Origin of the sequence: Gordonia soli NBRC 108243 (genome assembly GCF_000334455.1) — a bacterium.
Classification (GTDB): domain Bacteria; phylum Actinomycetota; class Actinomycetes; order Mycobacteriales; family Mycobacteriaceae; genus Gordonia; species Gordonia soli.
Genome location: NZ_BANX01000003.1, coordinates 67,436 through 87,210 on the forward strand (window position 1 = coordinate 67,436; position 19,775 = coordinate 87,210).

Genomic DNA, 19,775 nt, shown 5'->3' on the forward strand with positions numbered 1-19,775 from the left:
CCGACGACCCTCAGGCCAGAGCCTTGTCGGTCGGGTCGCCCGTGGCGGCGGGGGTGGCCGATGACGTCTGCTCCGACGTCGAGCGCTTCGGTTCGGACCCGGCCATCACGGGCAGGTCCGTCGTCTCGCCGACGACCATCGGGCGGCGGGCGTAGAACCACCAGGTGACCAGGGCGGCGACCACGTAGAAGGCCATGAAGATGCAGAACGCCACGGTCGCCGACTGGTAGGCGCGGTAGCTCGACCGCAGCACCAGGTTGATCCCGACACCTCCGAGTCCGCCTGCCGCACCGGCCAATCCGATGAGCGCACCGGACATGCTGCGCGACCACTTCACCTTGCTCGCCGCATCCATCCCCGACATGGTCGAGACCTTGTGCTCCCAGATGGTCGGGATGATCTTGTAGACCGAGCCGTTGGCGATGCCCGAGAGCAGGAACAGCAGGATGAACCCGACGATGAACCCGGCGAGCTCCCCGCCGCCGATGACCTTGCCGCCGGCGTCTGCCGAGAACCCCGCGACGACCAGGACGGCAGCCGAGAAGATCATGGCGACAAAGCAGTACAGCGTGACCTTGCCACCGCCCACACGGTCGGCCCACTTGCCGCCGAACGGTCGGGACAGCGATCCCAACAGCGGCCCGATCCAGGCGATGGACGCTGCGGCCAACGCCGGCTTCGCGGCGCCCGCCGAGGTGAAACTGATGTTGAGCACCTGGCTGAAGGCGAAACCGAATCCGATGAACGAACCGAAGGTCCCGACGTAGAGCAGCGCGATCAACCACGTGTCGCGGTACCTGAGGCAGTCGATCATCGCGCGGCCGCTGGCCGTCTGGTGGTCGAGGTTGTCCATGTAGAGGGCCGCACCGACACCGGCCACCGCGAGTGCGACGAGGTAGACGGCACACACGATCTCGGGTCGGTCGGCGAACAGCCAGATCACCGCGAGACCGACGAGTTGGATGACCGGCACGCCGATGTTGCCGCCGCCGGCATTCAGTCCGAGCGCCCACCCCTTCAGTCGTTGCGGGTAGAAGGCGTTGATGTTGGTCATCGACGACGCGAAGTTTCCGCCGCCGAACCCGGTCAACGCGGCGACCGCAAGGAACCAGCCCAGCCCGAACTCGCCCGGATTGAGCATCAGCATCATTGTCAGGCCGGTGGGGATCAACAGCACGATGGCGCTGAAGATCGCCCAGTTACGGCCGCCGAAGATCGCGGTCGCCTGGGTGTAGGGGATGCGCAAGCATGAGCCGACGAAGGTTGCGGTCGCGGCGATGATGAACTTCTGGTCTTGCGAGATGCCGTACTCGGGGCCCATGAACAGGGCCATCACCGAGAACAGCGACCACACCGAGAAGCCGACGTGCTCGCAGATCACCGACCAGACCAGGTTGCGCTTGGCGACTGCGGCGTTTCCGCCGTCCCAGGCGGTCCGGTCCTCGGGATCCCAGTCGGTGATGGTGTGGTCCCGGCGTAGCAGTTGCATGAACGTCATGGAGGGCGTTCCCGTCGATCGTGGTGCACGGGGCCGACGACGGTGTCGGCCGATTGCGACCAAAGTTAGGGAACGCGTGTTGCGGCGATTTGCCCTCGCGTGACCGGGCAGTCACGTTTCGCTCACAACGTCACACCGTGGCTGTGAGACCACCTCCAGACGCCCATGTGGGCGCATACGGGCTGCTCACCTGCGATTACAGCAGAAGTCGGACGATCTCGACCACTCGACGGAGACCGGGCAGCGCACCGGAGGTGGACCTCGGGTGCAGGGCGTGCACGGCAAGCCGGAAGATCGTCGCCCGCAACATCATCTGCGGCCACTCGGGCTGATCGGCCCATCGATGGACCAGACCCTCGTCGGCTCCACCCCACGCCAGGGAGTCCACGACCACGACAGCCGCCGCCCAGGAGGCAGGACGCCAGTACGGGACGATGTCGGTGATGCCGGGTGCCGCGGCGCCGGCGAAGAGCACCGTGCCGAAGAGGTCGCCGTGGACCACCTGGGACGGCAGGTCGACCGGCTTGCGCAAGGTGGCGAGGGTGGTCAGGATCTCGACACTCTCCACGCCGTCCGGCGACGTCGGCTGTCCCATCCCGGCCGCGCGCGCCGACCGCAGCGGCACATCCTCCCAGGCCGCACGATCGGCGGCGGTGAAGACGTCGACGTCGGTGTGCGGCGGGGCAGGTGGCTGTAGGAGGAATCGCGGGCGCTCGAGCCCGGCGATGGACGCGTGGAGCCGGTCGGCGACCGACAGGACCTCGTCGTGACGGGGCTCGGGGGCACCGGCTATGTAGGTGTCCGCGCGCCAGCCGGAGACGACATAGCGACCGTCGGTGGCGCGGAAGGGGCGTGCGATACGAAGCCCCTCGACGAACAGCGCCTCCCGCACCGACGCCGACCAGGCGGCCCGCGCGTGGTCGGGTACCAGCGACAGCACCACCTCGCCCACGCGCCACCCGCCGATCCACGACTCCCCCATGGCGATGGGCGGGTGCGCGGTCAGCCCGAATGTGTTCAGCACATGGTCGGGTGGCTCGACGGGGACAGCGTTCACGACTGCGAGATTACCGACGTCGACGGCCGCAGCGGTTGTGCCACGCGCACGCCGACACGTGAGGTCAGTAGACGGGAAGTGTCTTGTCGACCTGATTGGCCCAGGCGGTGATGCCGCCCTGCAGGTGTGTGGCGTCGGCGAAACCGGCGCGCTTCAGTGCTGCGAGCGCCTCGGCCGACCGGATACCGGTCTTGCAGTAGAGCACCGTCGGGCGGTCGTGGGGCACCTGCGCCAGCCCCTCACCGGAGAGGATGTCGCCCTTGGGGACCAGCGTCGCGCCCTCGATCCGCACGATGTCCCACTCCACCGGCTCACGGACGTCGATCAGCGCGACCTTGGCACCGCGGTCGAGCTTCTCCTTGAGCTCCGATGCCGTGACGGTCGACCCCGACGCGGCTTCTGCGGCTTCGGTCGACACCACACCGCAGAACTCGTCGTAGTCGATGAGCTCGGTGATCTTCTCGCCCTCGGGATCCTTGCGGATCTTGATGGTGCGGTAGGTCATGTCCAGCGCGTCGTACACCATCAGCCTGCCCAACAGCGGCTCACCGATCCCGCAGATCAACTTGATGGCCTCGGTGCCCATGATCGACCCGATCGAGGCGCAGAGGATGCCGAGTACGCCGCCCTCGGCGCACGACGGCACCATGCCCGGCGGCGGCGCCTGCGGGTAGAGGTCGCGGTAGTTGAGGCCTCGACCGTCGGGGGCGTCCTCCCAGAACACCGACGCCTGGCCCTCGAAGCGGTAGATCGAACCCCACACATAGGGCTTGTGCGCGAGGACCGCGGCATCGTTGACCAGATACCGGGTCGCGAAGTTGTCGGTGCCGTCCAGGATCAGGTCGTACTGCGAGAACAGCTCGATCGCACCCTCGGGCTCGAGTCGCTGCTCGTGCAGGTTCACCTGCACATACGGGTTGATCTCCAGGATGCTGTCGCGCGCGCTCTCGCCCTTGGGCCGACCGACGTCGGAGCGCCCGTGGATCACCTGGCGCTGCAGATTGGACTCGTCCACCACGTCGAACTCGACGATGCCGATCGTGCCGACACCCGCGGCGGCCAGGTACAGGAGGGTCGGTGAGCCCAGACCGCCCGCACCGATCACCAGCACCTTGGCGTTCTTCAAGCGCTTCTGTCCGTCCATCCCCACGTCGGGGATGATCAGGTGGCGGCTGTAGCGCGCCACCTCCTCGTTCGACAGATCACCCGCGGGCTCGACCAGCGGCGGCAATGACGACACGATGCCTCCAGTTGTGTTGACTGCTCACCTCAACGATGCCCCCGGGTCGGACATTCCGACCTCGCGGGCGCACGCCACCGGGGTCACCGACGTGACGGGAACGGCCACGGATTCGGGGTGCACGCCAGCGCCCGATTGGCCTTCATCTGCGGATCGAGCGCCATGATCTCGCTGTTGGCGACACCGAAGGACTGCTGCATCATCACCGGCGCCAGCGCGCCGTTCTCGCGACACGGTTCGTGCGCCTCGTAGCCGATCCCGTGACCGGTCTCGTGGTTGATGAGGTACTGGCGATACAACAGGTCGTCGCCCTGGTACGACAGCGCACCCCGCACCCACCGGGCCTCATTGAGGGTGACCCGACGATCCGGTGGATAGAAGCACGACGTCTCGAGCTTGATCTGGTAGCCGCACAGTTCCCGGGTGGTTCCCGGCGACGTCAGCGAGATCCGCAGATCGGGTTCGCCCGAGTCGATCCGACGGAAGGAGACCTTGCCGTCGCCGATCCAGCCGCGTGGATTGGCCAGCGTCGAGTCGACCATCTTCGCGAAGGTCGGGTCGCCGCCGTAATCCTGCGGGTTCAGACCGTTCTCCACCTCGACGGTGTAGGTGTACTCCTGCGGCCCGGTGCCGACCTTGCGGCCGTCGCCCCGCACGACGCGGTAGCTCTCGCGTCCCTTGCCGGTATACGGCCCGCCGGGCGGCAGGGAGCCGGCAGGAAGGGCGGCCTCCTGGATCTGTCCGGTCGGCGCTCCGACCGGAGCCGTCTCCTTGCTGACGTCGGTGTTGCGCGACGCCGCATCCGGGGTGGCATCGGCCGCCGACGCCGAGTTCGTCCCACCGTCACGGACGGTCACGATGATGAGGACGATGGTCAGCACGATCAGCACCGGGATCGCATACGCGCGCCACCCGTAGGTCGACACGAACCGTCCCAGTGCACTCTGCTTCTTGCGCTCGGGTTGTCCCTCTCGGTCGACCCGCTGCCGGCCGCTGTCGTCGGTCGGGTCCCAGCGCGCGCGCAGCGGCTGGTCAGGACGCGGTCGGGACCGGGTGCTCCCGGCGGTGGGCCGGGAGCCGGTCGCTGCGCTCCCGGCGGTGGGCCGGGAGCCGGTCGCTGCGCTCCCGGCGGTGGGCCGGGAGCCGGTCGCCGCGCCCCCGGCGGTGGGCTCGGGGTCGTTCGCTGCGCTCCTGGCACTCGGGCCGGAACCGGTCGGCCCGTTGGGTGGGCGGTTCACCCCACAACTTTCTCACAGGACCCCGCGAATGCCTGCCAGGAAACCCCGTCGTCGTGGCACGTTCCGGAATGAGACGCCCGCCCGAGTACGCTCATCCCATGTCGACTGCCGCGAACTCATCTTCGACCGCCGGGCGGAACAGCACCCGCCTGCCTCGGAGCGCGCGGCGTATGCAGCTGCTCGACGCAGCCAGCGAGATCTTCGTCGAGCGTGGCTACCACTCCGCCGGGATGGACGAGATCGCCGTACACGCCGGGGTGAGCAAGCCGGTGCTCTACCAGCACTTCCCCTCGAAGCTCGACCTGTACATCGCGGTCGTCGACTCCCACGCCGAGAAGCTGGTGAGCGATGTGAACACCGCATTGCTGACCACCACCGACAACCGTCAGCGCGTCCGCGCCGCGGTCGAGGCGTTCTTCGACTTCATCGACCAGGACAACTCCGGATATCGGCTGATCTTCTCCTCCGACGCCATGGATCCCGCGGTCATCCGGCGTGTCGAAGGCGCGACCGAGGCCTGCGTCGATGCCGTCTACGGGCTGGTCATGAACGACTCCGGTCTCGATCCGTACCGCTCGCGGATGCTCGCCGCCGGGCTGGTCGGCGCGAGCCAGGTCAACGCACGCTACTGGCTCGAGGCCAAGCGTCCCATCGACAAGCAGAACGCCGTCGACACCACCGTCGCCCTGCTGTGGGGCGGACTCTCACACGTCCCGCTGCAGGACGAGTCACCGGTCGCCTGAGACACGAGACCTCCCGAACACACGAACGGCCACCCCGGATGGGGTGGCCGTTCGTCTGTGTGGCGTCGGTCAGGAACCGAAGCCGACCTTGCGGTTCTCGCCGCCACCGACCTCGATGTAGGAGATCTTGGTGACCGGCACCAGGTACCGGCTCCCCTTGTCGTCCACCAGGGACAGCAACTGCTGCTTGCCACCGAGCGCGGCCTCGACCTCTGCGTAGACCTTGTCGCTGGTGAGCGTGGACTGAATGGACAGCTCGCGGTTGCTGTCGCTGATGCCGATCTTCACTTCGACGGACATGGCCATCCTTCTCTGATCACGTGCGGCGCCCGGTGCGCGGGACGCGCCACAGACGAACTCTCCGAACCAGGCTAGTTCAGCCGCCGAACCGAGCGACACCGGCTCCGCTGAGAGCAGAACGCTCAGTCGTCGCCCGGATGGACCAGCCCGCGGTCGAACGCGTAGATGATGGCGGCCGCCCGGTCCCGCAGGTCGAGTTTGGTGAAGATGTGGTTCACGTGGGACTTCCCGGTGACCTCGGAGATCCGCAGCGCCACACCGATCTCGGCATTGGTCCGGCCGCGGGCCATCAGCCGCAGCACGTCGGTCTCGCGATCGGTCAGACCACTCACGGTGGTGGTCGGGGTCCGATCCGGTGCCGATCGCCGGAAGCCGGAGAGCACCCGCGCGGTGACCGCCGGATCGAGGTAGGCGCCGTCCCGGACCACCGATCGGACCGCGAAGATCAACGATTCGGCCGACGAGTCCTTCAACACGAATCCGGCCGCCCCGGCCCGCAGCGCGGACGACAGCAACTTGTCGTCGTCGAAGGTGGTGAGCACGAGTACCGGCGGCGCATCGGTCAGGGTGCCGACCATCGCGGTCGCCGTGATGCCGTCGACCCGCCGCATCCGCAGGTCCATCACCACGATGTCCGGTTCACATGCGGCGACAGCTGCCACCACCTCGTCACCGTCACCGCATTCACCGACGATCGAGAATCCCTCGTCGATGTGCAGGATGCGCCGCAGGCCGGTTCGGATGAGCTCCTGGTCGTCGACCAGCAGGACGCGGATCGTGTCGGCCGCCGTCGGCGGGACCGTGCTGTCTGCTGCCGTCATGTACTCCCCTGTTCTGCCGGCACCCTGATCGGCAGCCTCGCGCGCACCGCCCAGGTGGCGCCGTCCCGCGCCGCCTCGAACGACCCTCCCAGCAGGGCTGCCCGCTGCCGCATGCCCTCGACCCCCGTGCCGTTCCCGGAATCGCTTCTGGGACTGGACCGGACGGGGTTGCGCACCGACACCTCCACCTGGTCGCCGACAGTGGTGAGCTGTATCGACGCGCGCAACACCCCGCCGTGTCGGACGACGTTGGTCAACGACTCCTGAGTGATCCGGTACAGCGCGGCACCGACCGGGGTGGACACCTCGGCCAGGTCCCCGACCGTCCGCAACGACACCGTCATCCCCGCCTTGCGGTGATCGCGAACCAGCTCCGCGATGTCGCCGGCCCCGGGCGTCGGCGCATCCGACGACTGGTCGGAGCCCAGGACGTGCACGATGTGCCTGATCTCGGTCATCGCCTGTCTGCCTTGGCGTTCGGCATCGCCGAGGGCATCGATGGCGTCAGCGGTGTCGCGGCCGTGTTCGAGGACGTGCCGCGCGCCGGTCACGTTGAGCATGGTGATCGACAACGAATGCGCCACGACGTCGTGGATCTCGCGGGCGATTCGCCGGCGCTCGTCACTGGCGGCCCGCTCGGCGCGTTCTTGCAACGTCCGTACCTGGTTCTGCGCCAGCCGTTTCTGGATGAGGACCATGTAACCGACCAGCCATCCGCAGGCCACCGCGAGGAGGTACACCGGTGCCGCCCGGAGGTGGTCACCCCACCAGAACCCCCCGATGACGACCGCGCAGAGGACGGCGATCAGCACGCCGACGCGCAGCGTCTGCATGGCCGCGGCGATGGCGGTGACCAGGGCGAGTTGCACCGGAGCGGCATCGGTCGCCACCGGGTCCATCAGGAAACAGACCGTGCTGACGATGCCGAGCACACACGGTGGAACCGATGCGGGGATCGTGAGGTCGAGGGCAAGGGAACCCAGAGCGGTGACGATCGCGGCGACCACCCACCACGAGGCCGAGAACGGATGGCGTTGCAGCGTCGCCACGACGGTGACGGCCGCGCTGGCCGCGAGCATCACCACCGGGTACAGCGGCGGATAGTCGCCGCCCGCCGCCTGCAGCCGGTCGAGCAGCACGGTGGTGATCCTGGTCACCCGGACAAGGATAGGCGCATTCGCACCGAATCCATCGACCCCGCGTAGGAGTTCGGTGTCCACCCCGGGGTGGAGGCGATGTCCGTCTCCGGCATGGAGATCCGCGCTGACGCGCGACCTAGCGTCGGAGATGCCGGGGAACGCCCCCGGCACCGGACACGAGGCAGGTGGGGCCATGCGTATCGAGGAGCTCCTGGGCGGACAGCACGCGGTGGCGGTCACGGGGATCGACCGGCCATCCGGAAGTGGTCCGATCATCCTGGGATACAACGGAAGTGACGCCTCGATGGCCGCGATCGAGGCGACGGCGCGGCTGGCCGGCCGGGGCGCCGAGGTGGCCGTGGTCTCGGCGGTGGTGCGTCGTGGCAGCCGGCCGCAGCCGACGCCCCTGCACGACGTCCTCAAAGCGGAGGCGTATCTACTGTCGGATCATGCCGCGGTCGGCGAATTGGTCCGGAGGGGGCGGGAGACGGCGGTCGCACACGGCCTCCGGCCGCTCGAGCCGATCATCGCCGAGGGGGATCCGGTGCGTGCACTGGTCGGCGCCGTACGCGACCTGGGTGCATCGACGGTGGTGATCGGTCGCCCCGACGATCCGGGCCGTCGGGTACCGGGACCGCTGGCGCGTGCGCTGCGACGACACCTCCCCGACGATGTCGACATCGTCGCCACCGACGGTCGTCGGCACGTGCAGATACTGCGCGGCCGAGCGGTCCGGTCGGCGCGCGGTACCGCGCTACCGCGTCTGGGCACCGCGCACTAGCAAGGGTCGCGGTCCGGCAAGGGTTCAGCCGAGGCCCAGATCCGACATCCGGGTGGCGTGCAGTTCGGCCACGGCATCGAAGAACTTGGCGACGCCCTGCAGCGAGGTGGCCCCCTCGAACAGCAGGTCGGTGACCTCCTCTTCTGCGGCCAGCACCCACTGTGCGTGGGTGATCGCCTCGCCCAGCAGTCGGCGGCCCCACAGCGTGAGCGGGGACTTGAGGGACGGGTCGGCCGCAACCGCTGCGCGCACCTGCTCCCGGGCGAAGGCCGAACTGCCCGTCTGCGACATCACCTCGGCCACCACCGCCTGCGCGGATTCCGGCAGCGCACCCGCCAGTTCGCTGTAGAAGTCCGATGCCAGACCGTCGCCGACATAGGCTTTGACCAGCGCTTCGTACCAGGTCTTCGGAGTTGTCGCCCGGTGGTACTGATCGAACACCGAGCGGTATCGGGTGACCGCGTCGGCGACGTCGATGTCGGTGCCCTCGAGCCGTGCGGCCAGGTGGTCGAAGTGCTGGATCTCCGAGGCGGCCATCCGCGCGATGGCGATGCCGCTGGGCACGTCCGGCGCCATCCGCGACTCGTCGATGAGGCGGTAGAACGCGGCGTACTCACCGGCCAGCAGCACTGCGAAGAGCTTCGCGATCGCCGGGTCCTCGGCGCCCTGCGACACACCGTCTCCGACGGTCGGCGAGTGTGACGAGGGTCCGGACACGGGGGCTCCAGAGGACATGGAGGAGATGGTAGGCGTGGCCGAGATGTTCACCAAGTACACTCGGCACCGGTGTACTGACGCGCACGTGACATTTCGGTGGACGGCCCGGCATCGACAACGTGCCTGCCGACCCACGAGCGCCGACACCGGGCACTGTGCGCGCACAACCGAGCCACCTGCGGGAACCTCCCCGCCCGACGACCGGGCGGCGTCCCGGGTCACGCGAACCGATCGCGGTCGACTGGTGAGCCATTCCGTGCGTGCGGGACACAATCGGAAAGGCAACAACCCCCACGATGACCGAATCAGACGTGAAGACGACGATCGTCGACGAGACCCACACCGCCCCGACGTTCGCCGAACTGGGCGTGGACGACCGGATCGTCAGCGCGCTCGCCGACGACGGCAAGACCCACACCTTCGCCATCCAGGAACTCACCCTCCCGCTGGCACTCGGTGGTGACGATCTCATCGGCCAGGCCCGCACCGGCATGGGCAAGACCTATGGCTTCGGCCTGCCGCTGCTGCACCGCATCGCCAACGCCGAGGCGACCGGGGTCCGGCCCCTCGACGGCACACCGCGCGCGCTCGTCATCGTCCCCACCCGTGAGCTGTGCGTGCAGGTGACCGGCGATCTCAAGGTCGCGGCCGAGAAGCTCGAGGTGACCCTCGCCGACGGCAGCACCCGACCGCTGCGACTCACCTCGATCTACGGTGGCCGTCCGTACGAGTCCCAGATCAAGGACCTGCAGAACGGCATCGACGTGGTCGTCGGCACCCCCGGCCGCCTCCTGGACCTGGCCCAGCAGGGCCACCTGGTCCTGGGCAAGGTCGCCGTGCTCGTCCTCGACGAGGCCGACGAAATGCTCGACCTGGGCTTTCTGCCCGACATCGAGCGCATCATGTCGGCGCTGCCCACCCCGCGTCAGACGATGCTGTTCTCGGCCACCATGCCGGGACCGATCGTCACCCTTGCGCGCACCTTCCTGCACCGGCCGACGCACATCCGCGCCGAGCACGCGAACGACTCCGCGATCCACGACCGCACCACGCAGTACGTGTACCGCGCGCACGCCCTCGACAAGGCCGAACTCACCGCCCGCATCCTGCAGGCCGAGGGTCGCGGCGCGACCATGATCTTCACCCGCACCAAGCGAACCGCCCAGAAGGTCGCCGACGACCTCGCCGAGCGTGGCTTCAAGGTCGGCGCGGTGCACGGCGACCTCGGTCAGGTGGCCCGCGAGAAGGCCCTGAAGAGTTTCCGTACGGGTGCCATCGACGTCCTCGTCGCCACCGACGTCGCTGCGCGCGGCATCGACATCGACGACGTCACCCACGTCATCAACTACCAGTGCCCCGAGGACGACAAGACCTATGTGCACCGCATCGGCCGGACCGGGCGAGCGGGCCGGACCGGTATCGCGATCACGTTCGTGGACTGGGACGAGCTGCATCGCTGGGAACTGATCAACTCGGCGTTGGGGCTCGACAAGCCGGAGCCGGTCGAGACCTACTCGACGTCCGAGCACCTGCAGGAGGAGCTCGGCATCCCCGCCGACGCCACCGGCCGTATCGCACCGCCGGCACGTCCGGAGGGTGAGAAGGTCGAGCGTCGCTCCCGCGAGGACCGCCCGAAGTCCAACCGCACCCGTCGCCGTACCCGTGGCGGCAAGAACTCGGGTGGCGGCGATGCATCGGGCCCACCGAAGTCCACCGACAAGCCCGACGTCAAGGACGGCGCCGCCTCCGCGGATGCGACGTCGAACGCCTCGACCGACGAGTCCACTTCCGGCGAGGGGGCATCGAAGCCACGTCGTCGGCGACGCCGTCGTGGTGGTTCCGGTCGGGGTGGTGCCGGGCACGGCGGCGCAGCCGGCCACGGTTCCGAGCAGCCGACCGCCGACACCGCCGCCGGACCGAACGCCGACTGATCCTCGGCGACAGTCGGCCCACACCCCGTGTCCCCTGAGATGATCGGGTAGTCGATGCCCCGCATCCGTCCCGAACGGCGCACCCGGCTCGATCTCGTCATCAGCCTCGCCATCGTCATCGCGGTCGCGGTGGTCGGCGTCCTGGTGTGGTTCGAGAGTCCGGCTCGTCGCACCGTCAGCACGCCCGCCGCCCAGGCCGCCCCCGACGTCGACGTCGCCGGATCCGTACCGACGACCTTCGTCCCGGCGTGGCAGGCACACTCACCGCTCACCCACGTTCCCGCCGTGGGGCGTTCGGTGGTCGTCACCGGTGACGGCGGGACCGTCACCGGCCACGACCCGGCGACCGGACGCGAGATCTGGACCTATCGCCGCGATTTACCGTTGTGCGCGCTGGCTGCCGCTTGGCCGGCGACCGCGGACGACACGCTCGCGGTCTATCGCAACTCGCGTGGCTGCGGAGAGGTGACCGCACTGCAGGGTGACGACGGCATGCGCGTCGGCACGCGGAGCTCGGAGGCCGACCACGACGTCGACATCGTCACCGACAGCGGATACGTGTTGTCGCAGGGAGCGACCCGATTGGAGACCTGGGGCTCGAACCTGGTGCGCGGCATCGAATACGGGCGGGTGGAGGCCCCGGTGAAACCGGGGGTGCAGCCCGGTCGCACCGACTGTCGCCTGCTGTCCACCGGACTCGGCGGTGACCGGGTGGCAGTCGTCGAGCGGTGCGCAGGCGATGCGGGGTACCGACTGACCGTCCTCGGCGCCGTGCTCGACAAGGACGAGAAGGTCCAGCAATACGGCTCCTCCCTGATCACCTCGACCGCCGACGGTCCGCCGCCGCGCGTGGTGGCGGTCACCAACTCGGCGATCGCCGTGTACGACGGCGGCACCGACGTCGACGCGATCACCGGCGCACGCGGACGTCCGGCCATCCGCCAGTACTCCCTCGACGGTGCCCCGACCGCCACCAACACAGTGGACGGCCCGGCCGGCGCGCCGGCCGACAGCTTCCCCCTGACCAAGGACGGCCTGACCTCGTTCTTCACCGGCCGCGCCACCGTGGTCCTCGATGCCGCGTCCGCACGGCCCGTCTATCAGGTCCCCGACACCCTCGGCCCGGGTGAGGTGATGGCCGGACAGCTGTTGCTGCCCAGCCGATCCGGGATCAGCGTGCGCGACTCGGCCACCGGCCGCGAGGTGCGCGCCATCGCGGTCCCGCGCGAAGGTGTCGGCGACACCACGGTGAGCCTGCGCGTGATCGGCCGGCTCGTCGTCCAGCAGTGGGGCCCGACGGTCCAGACGCTCCGCGGCGACTGAGAACTCCCCGCGCGTCAGGCCGTCGGCACCAGTCCGCGGTCACGGATGAACTCGCTCAGCAGCTCGGTGGCCGGCCCCAAGGTCGTGGTCGCCGATGTCAGGGCGATCGCACGCGTGTGATCGCCGCCGGAGAGCGACTTCTCGACGATGCCCCGGAATCGTCGACCGACCGGTGGCAACAGTGCGACCCCCAATCCGCGCCGGACGAAGTCACGGATCGTCGCGAACTCGGTGACCTCGATTCCGACCGACGGTACGAATCCCGCGTCCCGACACCATCGTTCGGTGATCTGACGGAGGTGGTAACTCGGCGGGTTGGCGATGAACTCCTCGTCGACGAGCTCCTCGAGCCGGACCGTCCCCTGTCCGGCGAGTCGATGGTCGTCCGGCATGGCCACGCACACCTCCTGGGTGGTGAGGAACTCGTACGGCAGATCCGTCGGCGGCGGGATGGTGACCGCGAGATCGAGTGTGCCGCGTCGCAGGTCGTCGACGAGTGCGGCGCCGTGCGCCTGGCGGAGTTCCAACCTGATGCCGGGGTGGCGGTGGCGGAACTCGGCGAGCAGGGCGGGCAGCACCCCGACCCCGAGCGTCAACGGGAACCCGAACCGTACGGTGCCGTGCTCGGGGTCCACCCCGACGGCCGCCTGCGCGAGGGCGGCCTCCACCTCGCGTAGGGGACCACGGATCTGTTCGGCGAGGTCGATCGCCCGCGGGGTCAGACGGACGGTGCGCCCGTCCCGGACCACGAGCGGCACCGCCAGTGCCGCCTCCAGCGCATGGATGCGACGGCTCATCGACGACTGCGGGACACCGAGAGCAGCTGCCGACCCGGTGATGTGGCCGTCGGTCGCAGCAAGTTCCACCAGCGCCCGGAGCTGCGGTGCCAGTTCGGTCAACCACTCATCCATATTCGGATGATAACTGTCCGACATCGCATTGGACGGAACGATCTACCGCGCGCACGCTGGTGTCCTCGACCACGATCACGACCGCGATCACAGCCGCGATCACGATGACGACCACGGAGGACCCGATGCGACGTCCCGGCAAGCGCGCCGCCGATCTCACGACCGATCACGAGGCCGACGTCGTGCTCATCGGCGGCGGCATCATGTCGACCACCCTCGGGGCGATGCTCGCGGTGGTGCAACCGGACTGGCGGATCCTCCTGGTGGAGCGCGCCGACACCCTCGCCTCGGAGAGCAGCGGACCGTGGAACAACGCCGGGACCGGGCACATGGGTTTGTGCGAGCTGAACTACATGCCCGATCCGGCGGACGGTCGGACACCGGCCCGGATCGCACGTCAGTTCCATCTGACCCGACAGTGGTGGGCGTTCCTCGCCATGTCCGGACTCGTCGACCCCGCGCGGTTCGTCCATGCCACACCGCACATGGACGTGGTGTTCGGTGCCGACGACGTCGCATACCTGCGCGAACGCCACCGCACGCTGGTCGGCGACCCGCTGTTCGCCGAGCTCCGATACTCCGAGGAGCCCGGCGAGATCGCCGAGTGGGCACCGCTGGTGATGCGCGGCCGGTCATCCGACGAACCGATTGCCGCGACGTGGCATCCCGGGGGCACCGACGTCGACTTCGGGGCGCTGACCACGGCGACGGCCGACATCATCGCCGACAACGGTGGAGAGATCCTCCTCCGCCACGAGGTCCGATCGCTGACCCGCACACCCGACGGTGGCTGGATCGTGAGCGGCCGGCGCACAGACGATGCCGACGGTCACTCCGGCCGGTTCACCATCCACGCACGTCGTCATGTCTTCGTCGGCGCAGGCGGACTGGCGCTGCGCCTGCTGCAGCGAGCCGGTCTGCCCGAAGTCCGTGGGTATGCCGTGCTGCCCGTGGGTGCCGCGTTCTTCCGGTGCTCGACGCCGTCGGTCGTGGCTGCGCACACGGCCAAGGTGTACGGGCAGGCAGCCGTCGGCGCACCGCCGATGTCGGTGCCCCATCTCGACGCGCGGGTGGTCGACGGTCGGCGACACCTGCTCTTCGGTCCGTACGCGACCTTCAGCACGCGGCTGTTGAAGAGCGGCTCCCTGACCGACGCGTTCACGACCCTGCGATGGCGCAACCTACCGGTGATCGCGGCGGCCATGTGGCACAACCTCGCGCTGATCCGATTCCTCATCGTGCAGTTGCTCGCGACGCGGTCGCGGAAGTTCGAGCAGCTGCGCCGATTCCTACCGACCGCGGTCGACGGCGATTGGGAGCTGATCCCGGCGGGTCAGCGTGCGCAACTCGTGGTTCCCGACGAGTCCGCTGTCGGTGCGATACACCAGGGCACCGAACTCGTGACATCGGCGGACCGCAGCATCTCGGGGGTACTCGGCGCCTCACCGGGCGCCTCGACAGCCGTCACCATCATGGTCGACGTGCTGCGGACGGCCTTCCCGGATCGGTGGACCACGGGATGGGAACACCGGATCGGTGAGGCCATTCCGGACCTGGACCGCAGTGACTGGACCGACGACGCCGTACGGCGAAGCTTCACCGACACGTCCACGGCACTGGGGTTGCCGACCGAATTCTGAAAGGCGCCACCCTCACCGCCGTAGTACTTCGAAACCGCTCGGTCGGTCAGACCGCGGCGCCCTCGAAGGTGCGCATCGGCTCACCGGCCTCCCAGTGCTTCCAGAGATTCTCGGCCAATTCGCGGTAGGCGGCGGCGCCCTTGTTCTTGCGACCGCGCATCACCGATGTCCCGGAGGCCGTCGCCTCGGCGAACCGCACCGTCCGCGGGATCGGCGGGTCGAGCACCGGCAACTCGTACCGATCCGACACGTCGGCCAGGACGTCGCGGCTGTGCGTGGTCCGCGAATCGAAGAGCGTGGCAACGGCTCCGAGCATCGTCAGGTCGGGATTGGTGATCTGCTGGATCTCACTTACGGTGCGCAGCAGCTGGCCGACACCGCGATGCGCCAAGGTCTCGCACTGGAGCGGGACGATCACCTCGTTCGCCGCGGTCAGCCCGTTGAGGGTCAGCACACCGAGTGACGGCGGACAGTCGACGATGATCACGTCGAAGTCCTCGGCCACCTCCGCCAGCGCCCGGCGCAGGGCGTACTCACGCCCCGGACGCATCAGCAGCAACGCCTCCGCGCCGGCGAGGTCGATTGTCGCGGGCAGCAGGGTGACGTTGTCCTCCGTGTCGAGGAGGACGTCGGCGATCTCCTCCTCACCCAGCAACACGTCGTGCACCGACGCCTGCAGCTGATCGGGGTCATGGCCGAGCGAAAAGGTAAGACAGCCTTGCGGATCGAGGTCGACGACGAGCACGGAGGCGTCGAGGTCGGCAAGAGCTGCACCGAGTGACTCCACCGTGGTGGTCTTGGCGACGCCGCCCTTTTGGTTCGCGATGGCCAACGTGCGGGTCATGGCCCCACTGTACGGCCAGCGACCTGGATCGGCCCGCTTACGCTCTCAGCGCGTTCCCCGGTGGCGAACTCAGGACTCGTCGCGGTCGGCATCGGGTGCGTAGTCGTCGGCCAGCCAGCGCACCGATGCGGGCGTGAACAACAGCACCAGCACCACCACCGCCGCCACGGCGAGGGGAACCCCGAGGAGCGGCTGATGGCTGTCGGTGAGCAACGCGTACGCCACGGGCAGCAGGAGGATCTGCGCGACGACCGCGATCGCCCGGCCCCAGCGCTTGCCGATGAAGAGCACGATGCCGCCGAGCAGTACCCCGCCGCCGATGATGCCGAACCAGCCGGCGGTGCCGTATCCGTTGGCGATGGTCTCGTCGTGGCCGGCCAGACCACGGATCACCAGCACGAGTGCGGCGACCACGGCAATCGCGCCCTCGAGTGCGGTGAGCCCGCCGGCGACCTTGATCGTCGTCGGGGGCCGGTCGTCGATCCGTAGTGCACCTGCTGCCCCGTCGGCCTCGGAGCCCACGGGTTCGGACCGCTCTGGTTCTGGGCGTTCGCCGCCCGTCCGGCCGCCCGTCCTCTTGCTCACGGCACCAGGCTAGTGAACACGACGACACCCGTGCCGACCCACCTGTGGTGTCGGTCGAGGAGCCGAGCCGATTGGGCGGGCGTGGCCCCTACCCAATATCCTCGGGTGTCGTGCGCGTCATGCTCATCGTCAATCCCTTCGCGACCGCGACCTCTGCCGCCGGTCGGGATGCTCTGGCGCACACCCTGGGGGCGCGATTCCACGTCGACGTGGAGCACACCACCCACCGCGGTCACGCCGGTGAGCTGGCCGCCCGAGCCGCCACGGTGGGCTACGACGCGGTGCTGGTGCACGGCGGCGACGGATCGGTGAACGAGGCGGTCAACGGGTTGCTGCCGTCACCGGCGGCCATCGACGACACCCCGTCCGGTACCCGCTCCCGCCTCCCGGCCATCGGCGTCATCCCGGGCGGCAGCGCCAACGTCTTCGCCCGCGCGCTGGGGATCAACGGAGACCCCCTGCAGGCCACGTCCCAGGTCGCCGCGCTGCTCGAGTCCGGCACGACCCAGCGGATCGGACTCGGTCACACCGACGATCGCTGGTTCCTCTTCAACGCGGGCATGGGGGTAGACGCCGTCGTGGTGCACGCGATGGAGGACAAACGCCACGCGGGCAAGGCCGCGACTCCGGGCCGCTATGTCCGGACGACGATCGCGACCTTTCTGCGGAACTCGACCGACCCGGCGATCTTCACCGTCGAGGTCCCCGATCGTGCGCCCATCACCGGGGTGCGCTTCGGCTTCGTCAGCAACCTCAGCCCGTGGACCTACCTCGGCTCTCGGGAGATCCGCACCAACCCGACGACCGGTTTCGACTCCCGCCTGGGTGTGTTCGCCGCCACATCCATGTCGGTACTGCGCACCCTCCCGCTGGCCGCTCGTCTGCTGGCCCAGCGCGACCCGAGGGCACGACACCTCTATCGCGACGACGACGTCGCACACGTCCGTTTCGTGGCCGACGAGCCGCTCGACGTCCAGATGGACGGCGACTACATCGGCGAGCGTCGCGAGATGATCTTCGGCCACCGGGCCGCGGTCCTCGACGTGGTCGCGCCCCCGCTCTGACACCGAGTGGTGGAGCCGCTCCGCGACCGGGCCACGGAGGCCCACATCGCGGCACCCCATAGCACGTACGGCACCACCGCGATCGCGAACAGCACCGCGGGTCCGGCCACGGCGGAGCCGCCGGCCCAGAGGGCGAACGCGAGGATCGCCACCGCTTCCTCCCCCACCCCGGCCACCGATGTGACGGTCGCGCGCGATGCCGACGACACCCGATCCTGCAACGCCGACTCGGCGACCACCAGGGACCAGCTGAACACACCGAAACCGACTGCCACACCGACGATCCCGATCGGATGATCGATCAGCGCACCCGCCAGCAGCGCGAGCGAACCGACAGTCAGGCACCGGCCGAGCCGACGTCGCGACACCGCGCCTCGATCCGCGGATCGGCCGGCGCACAGGTTGCCGATCATGTCGCCGATGGCGATCACGAGCATCAGCAGCGGAATCCCCACGGCGGCGCCGTGTCCCGTCGCCGATGACGTTCCGCCCGTGACCATTTCGTCCGCCAACAGCGGCAGGTACTCATCCAGGGCCGCCACCCCGGTCAGAGCGATCACCAGGATCAGCGCGGCGCGCACCGCGGCATGCGCCTGGACCTGTCGCAGCGCATCGGCGCCGACAGCTCGCCAACCCATCGGCTGCGCGTGATCGGAGAGTTGTTGTGTCTCACCATCATCGACATCAGACGTGAGACCGTCCCCGGTCCCGACCGACCGACGTGCCCCCGACCGACGTGCCCCCGACCGACGTGTCCCCGACCGACGTGTCTCCGGCAGACATGCCGACGCCGACGCGCACAGCACACATGCCGCCCCACTGGCGATCCCGACCGCCGGGTAGCCACCGACGGCGAACAAGGGGGCGGCCACCGCGGTTCCGATGAGCATTCCGGCCGCCTGCATCGCCCGGACCCGACCCCACACCGCGGGGAATCGAGCGGCGCGTCCGTGGAGATCGAGTTCGTCGTAGACCAGCGCTTGGATCGCGCCGGACCGGAGCGAACCACCCACGGCCCACAACACGAACCCCGTCGCGAACACCGGGTAGCACGGCCAGCCGACCCACAGCACGAAGCCGGACCCGACCAGCAGGGGCCCCACGGTGAGCAGCGCCCGCCGCGAGTAACGGTCGGCGAGAAGTCCCGAGGGGATCTCCGCGAGGACCGAGGTCAGCGACCAGATGACGAACAGTGACGAGATCGCCGCCGGTGAGAGTCCGCCGCCGGCAACGGGGTCGGCGAAGAGGACCGCGTACAACGGATAGAGCGGGATCATGTCCTCCGCGAGACCGGCCACCGCAGCTGCGGTGGTCAGTCGGCGGTCAGTACGTGAAGATCAACATCGTCGTCGTGTCATGAGTCACAGGCTACCCGCGCACGATGCGAGATGACCAGGGATTTCGGGACTCCACCTGCGAAAATGCGACCCCTTGCGCCCGAACGGCAGCGTAGAGTAGTGCATGGGTGTAGAACTGACTGCACGTACCCCCCGCACAGTGACGTTGCCCACGTGTTAACGGAACCCCATTGACTTCGTCTGGATTCGTGAAAGTATTCACAAGCAACAACGCGGAAACAGTTCCTACTGCCGCGTGAACTGACGGTTACAGCCCTCACAAACCACAGAACGTAGTTATCGAGTGGTGCGCTCATGCACCTGAAGGAGTAAAGGAATGGACTGGCGTCACAAGGCCATCTGTCGCGACGAGGATCCGGAACTGTTCTTCCCCGTGGGAACCAGTGGCCCGGCCATCGCGCAGATCGCTGATGCGAAGCTCGTCTGCGCCCGCTGCCCGGTCACCGCAGACTGCCTCTCGTGGGCTCTGGAGTCCGGTCAGGACGCCGGTGTCTGGGGCGGGATGAGCGAGGACGAGCGCCGCGCGCTCAAGCGTCGCACCCAGCGCACGCGCACCCGCAGCAGCGTCTAGCTGCTCACGCCGCC

General features: G+C 68.7%; 19 protein-coding genes. 7 read left to right on the forward strand and 12 right to left on the reverse strand.

All coding sequences use genetic code 11. From position 1 onward, the window contains the following. Window positions 1–10: 10 nt before the first annotated feature. The 4 genes from GS4_RS02060 to GS4_RS02075 all read right to left on the reverse strand — a co-directional run bounded on the left by GS4_RS02060 (window position 11) and on the right by GS4_RS02075 (window position 5,033). Window positions 11–1,498, reverse strand: coding sequence for an MFS transporter (locus GS4_RS02060; protein WP_007616974.1), 1,488 nt, complete (start codon window positions 1,496–1,498; stop codon window positions 11–13). Window positions 1,499–1,694: 196 nt separating this feature from the next. Next, window positions 1,695–2,555, reverse strand: coding sequence for a TIGR02569 family protein (locus GS4_RS02065; protein ID WP_007616976.1), 861 nt, complete (start codon window positions 2,553–2,555; stop codon window positions 1,695–1,697). Window positions 2,556–2,619: 64 nt separating this feature from the next. Continuing rightward, window positions 2,620–3,795, reverse strand: a complete 1,176-nt coding sequence (gene moeZ / locus GS4_RS02070) for an adenylyltransferase/sulfurtransferase MoeZ (protein WP_007616978.1) — start codon at window positions 3,793–3,795, stop codon at window positions 2,620–2,622. Window positions 3,796–3,878: 83 nt separating this feature from the next. Continuing rightward, on the reverse strand, window positions 3,879–5,033 hold the full coding sequence (locus tag GS4_RS02075; protein ID WP_007616984.1) for a DUF3152 domain-containing protein: 1,155 nt from the start codon (window positions 5,031–5,033) through the stop codon (window positions 3,879–3,881). A 98-nt stretch (window positions 5,034–5,131) separates the two neighbouring features. Between GS4_RS02075 and fasR the strand changes: the two genes are divergently transcribed. Further along, window positions 5,132–5,776: an HTH-type transcriptional activator FasR gene (gene fasR / locus GS4_RS02080; protein ID WP_083862615.1), complete on the forward strand. Its 645-nt coding sequence runs from the start codon at window positions 5,132–5,134 to the stop codon at window positions 5,774–5,776. 69 nt (window positions 5,777–5,845) lie between these two features. Here fasR and GS4_RS02085 read toward each other — a convergent pair whose 3' ends face one another. From GS4_RS02085 to GS4_RS02095, 3 genes are all read right to left on the reverse strand, one after another. Next, window positions 5,846–6,076 (reverse strand): DUF3107 domain-containing protein, encoded by a 231-nt coding sequence (locus GS4_RS02085; protein ID WP_040509257.1) that lies wholly within the window; start codon window positions 6,074–6,076, stop codon window positions 5,846–5,848. Between the two features lie 122 nt (window positions 6,077–6,198). Continuing rightward, window positions 6,199–6,897, reverse strand: a complete 699-nt coding sequence (locus tag GS4_RS02090; protein ID WP_007616987.1) for a response regulator transcription factor — start codon at window positions 6,895–6,897, stop codon at window positions 6,199–6,201. Further along, window positions 6,894–8,054 (reverse strand): sensor histidine kinase, encoded by a 1,161-nt coding sequence (locus tag GS4_RS02095; protein ID WP_040509188.1) that lies wholly within the window; start codon window positions 8,052–8,054, stop codon window positions 6,894–6,896. The genes GS4_RS02090 and GS4_RS02095 overlap by 4 nt, the downstream gene beginning before the upstream one ends. Window positions 8,055–8,229: 175 nt before the next feature. On the opposite strand from GS4_RS02095, the gene GS4_RS02100 reads away from it, so the two are divergent. Next, window positions 8,230–8,817, forward strand: a complete 588-nt coding sequence (locus tag GS4_RS02100; protein WP_007616993.1) for a universal stress protein — start codon at window positions 8,230–8,232, stop codon at window positions 8,815–8,817. Between the two features lie 24 nt (window positions 8,818–8,841). On the opposite strand, the gene GS4_RS02105 is transcribed toward GS4_RS02100, so the two are convergent. Further along, a complete protein-coding gene (locus GS4_RS02105) occupies window positions 8,842–9,552 on the reverse strand; it encodes a ferritin-like fold-containing protein (protein WP_040509261.1) in 711 nt (236 codons plus the stop codon). Window positions 9,553–9,830: 278 nt separating this feature from the next. Here GS4_RS02105 and GS4_RS02110 point away from each other — a divergent pair, with 278 nt between their 5' ends. Both GS4_RS02110 and GS4_RS02115 read left to right on the forward strand, forming a co-directional pair. After that, a complete protein-coding gene (locus tag GS4_RS02110; RefSeq protein ID WP_007616996.1) occupies window positions 9,831–11,465 on the forward strand; it encodes a DEAD/DEAH box helicase in 1,635 nt (544 codons plus the stop codon). A gap of 54 nt (window positions 11,466–11,519) precedes the next feature. Further along, a complete protein-coding gene (locus GS4_RS02115; RefSeq protein WP_007616999.1) occupies window positions 11,520–12,788 on the forward strand; it encodes an Rv3212 family protein in 1,269 nt (422 codons plus the stop codon). 14 nt (window positions 12,789–12,802) lie between these two features. On the opposite strand, the gene GS4_RS02120 is transcribed toward GS4_RS02115, so the two are convergent. Continuing rightward, complete coding sequence (locus GS4_RS02120; protein WP_007617001.1) at window positions 12,803–13,699, reverse strand: LysR family transcriptional regulator; 897 nt, start codon at window positions 13,697–13,699, stop codon at window positions 12,803–12,805. A gap of 125 nt (window positions 13,700–13,824) precedes the next feature. Between GS4_RS02120 and GS4_RS02125 the strand changes: the two genes are divergently transcribed. Continuing rightward, entirely contained in the window at window positions 13,825–15,339 is a 1,515-nt protein-coding gene (locus GS4_RS02125) for a malate:quinone oxidoreductase (protein WP_007617003.1), read from the forward strand. A gap of 46 nt (window positions 15,340–15,385) precedes the next feature. On the opposite strand, the gene GS4_RS02130 is transcribed toward GS4_RS02125, so the two are convergent. Both GS4_RS02130 and GS4_RS02135 read right to left on the reverse strand, forming a co-directional pair. Then, on the reverse strand, window positions 15,386–16,183 hold the full coding sequence (locus tag GS4_RS02130; protein WP_007617005.1) for a ParA family protein: 798 nt from the start codon (window positions 16,181–16,183) through the stop codon (window positions 15,386–15,388). Between the two features lie 69 nt (window positions 16,184–16,252). Then, the gene (locus tag GS4_RS02135; protein ID WP_007617007.1) at window positions 16,253–16,705 is read right to left on the reverse strand and encodes a hypothetical protein; all 453 of its coding nucleotides are present in this window, start codon (window positions 16,703–16,705) and stop codon (window positions 16,253–16,255) included. Between the two features lie 173 nt (window positions 16,706–16,878). Between GS4_RS02135 and GS4_RS02140 the strand changes: the two genes are divergently transcribed. Continuing rightward, a complete protein-coding gene (locus GS4_RS02140; protein ID WP_040509190.1) occupies window positions 16,879–17,832 on the forward strand; it encodes a diacylglycerol/lipid kinase family protein in 954 nt (317 codons plus the stop codon). On the opposite strand, the gene GS4_RS02145 is transcribed toward GS4_RS02140, so the two are convergent. After that, window positions 17,757–19,130, reverse strand: a complete 1,374-nt coding sequence (locus GS4_RS02145; RefSeq protein ID WP_007617011.1) for an MFS transporter — start codon at window positions 19,128–19,130, stop codon at window positions 17,757–17,759. The two genes, GS4_RS02140 and GS4_RS02145, sit on opposite strands and share 76 nt — an antisense overlap. A gap of 376 nt (window positions 19,131–19,506) precedes the next feature. On the opposite strand from GS4_RS02145, the gene GS4_RS02150 reads away from it, so the two are divergent. Next, window positions 19,507–19,761 (forward strand): WhiB family transcriptional regulator, encoded by a 255-nt coding sequence (locus GS4_RS02150; RefSeq protein ID WP_007617014.1) that lies wholly within the window; start codon window positions 19,507–19,509, stop codon window positions 19,759–19,761. Window positions 19,762–19,775 lie beyond the last annotated feature (14 nt).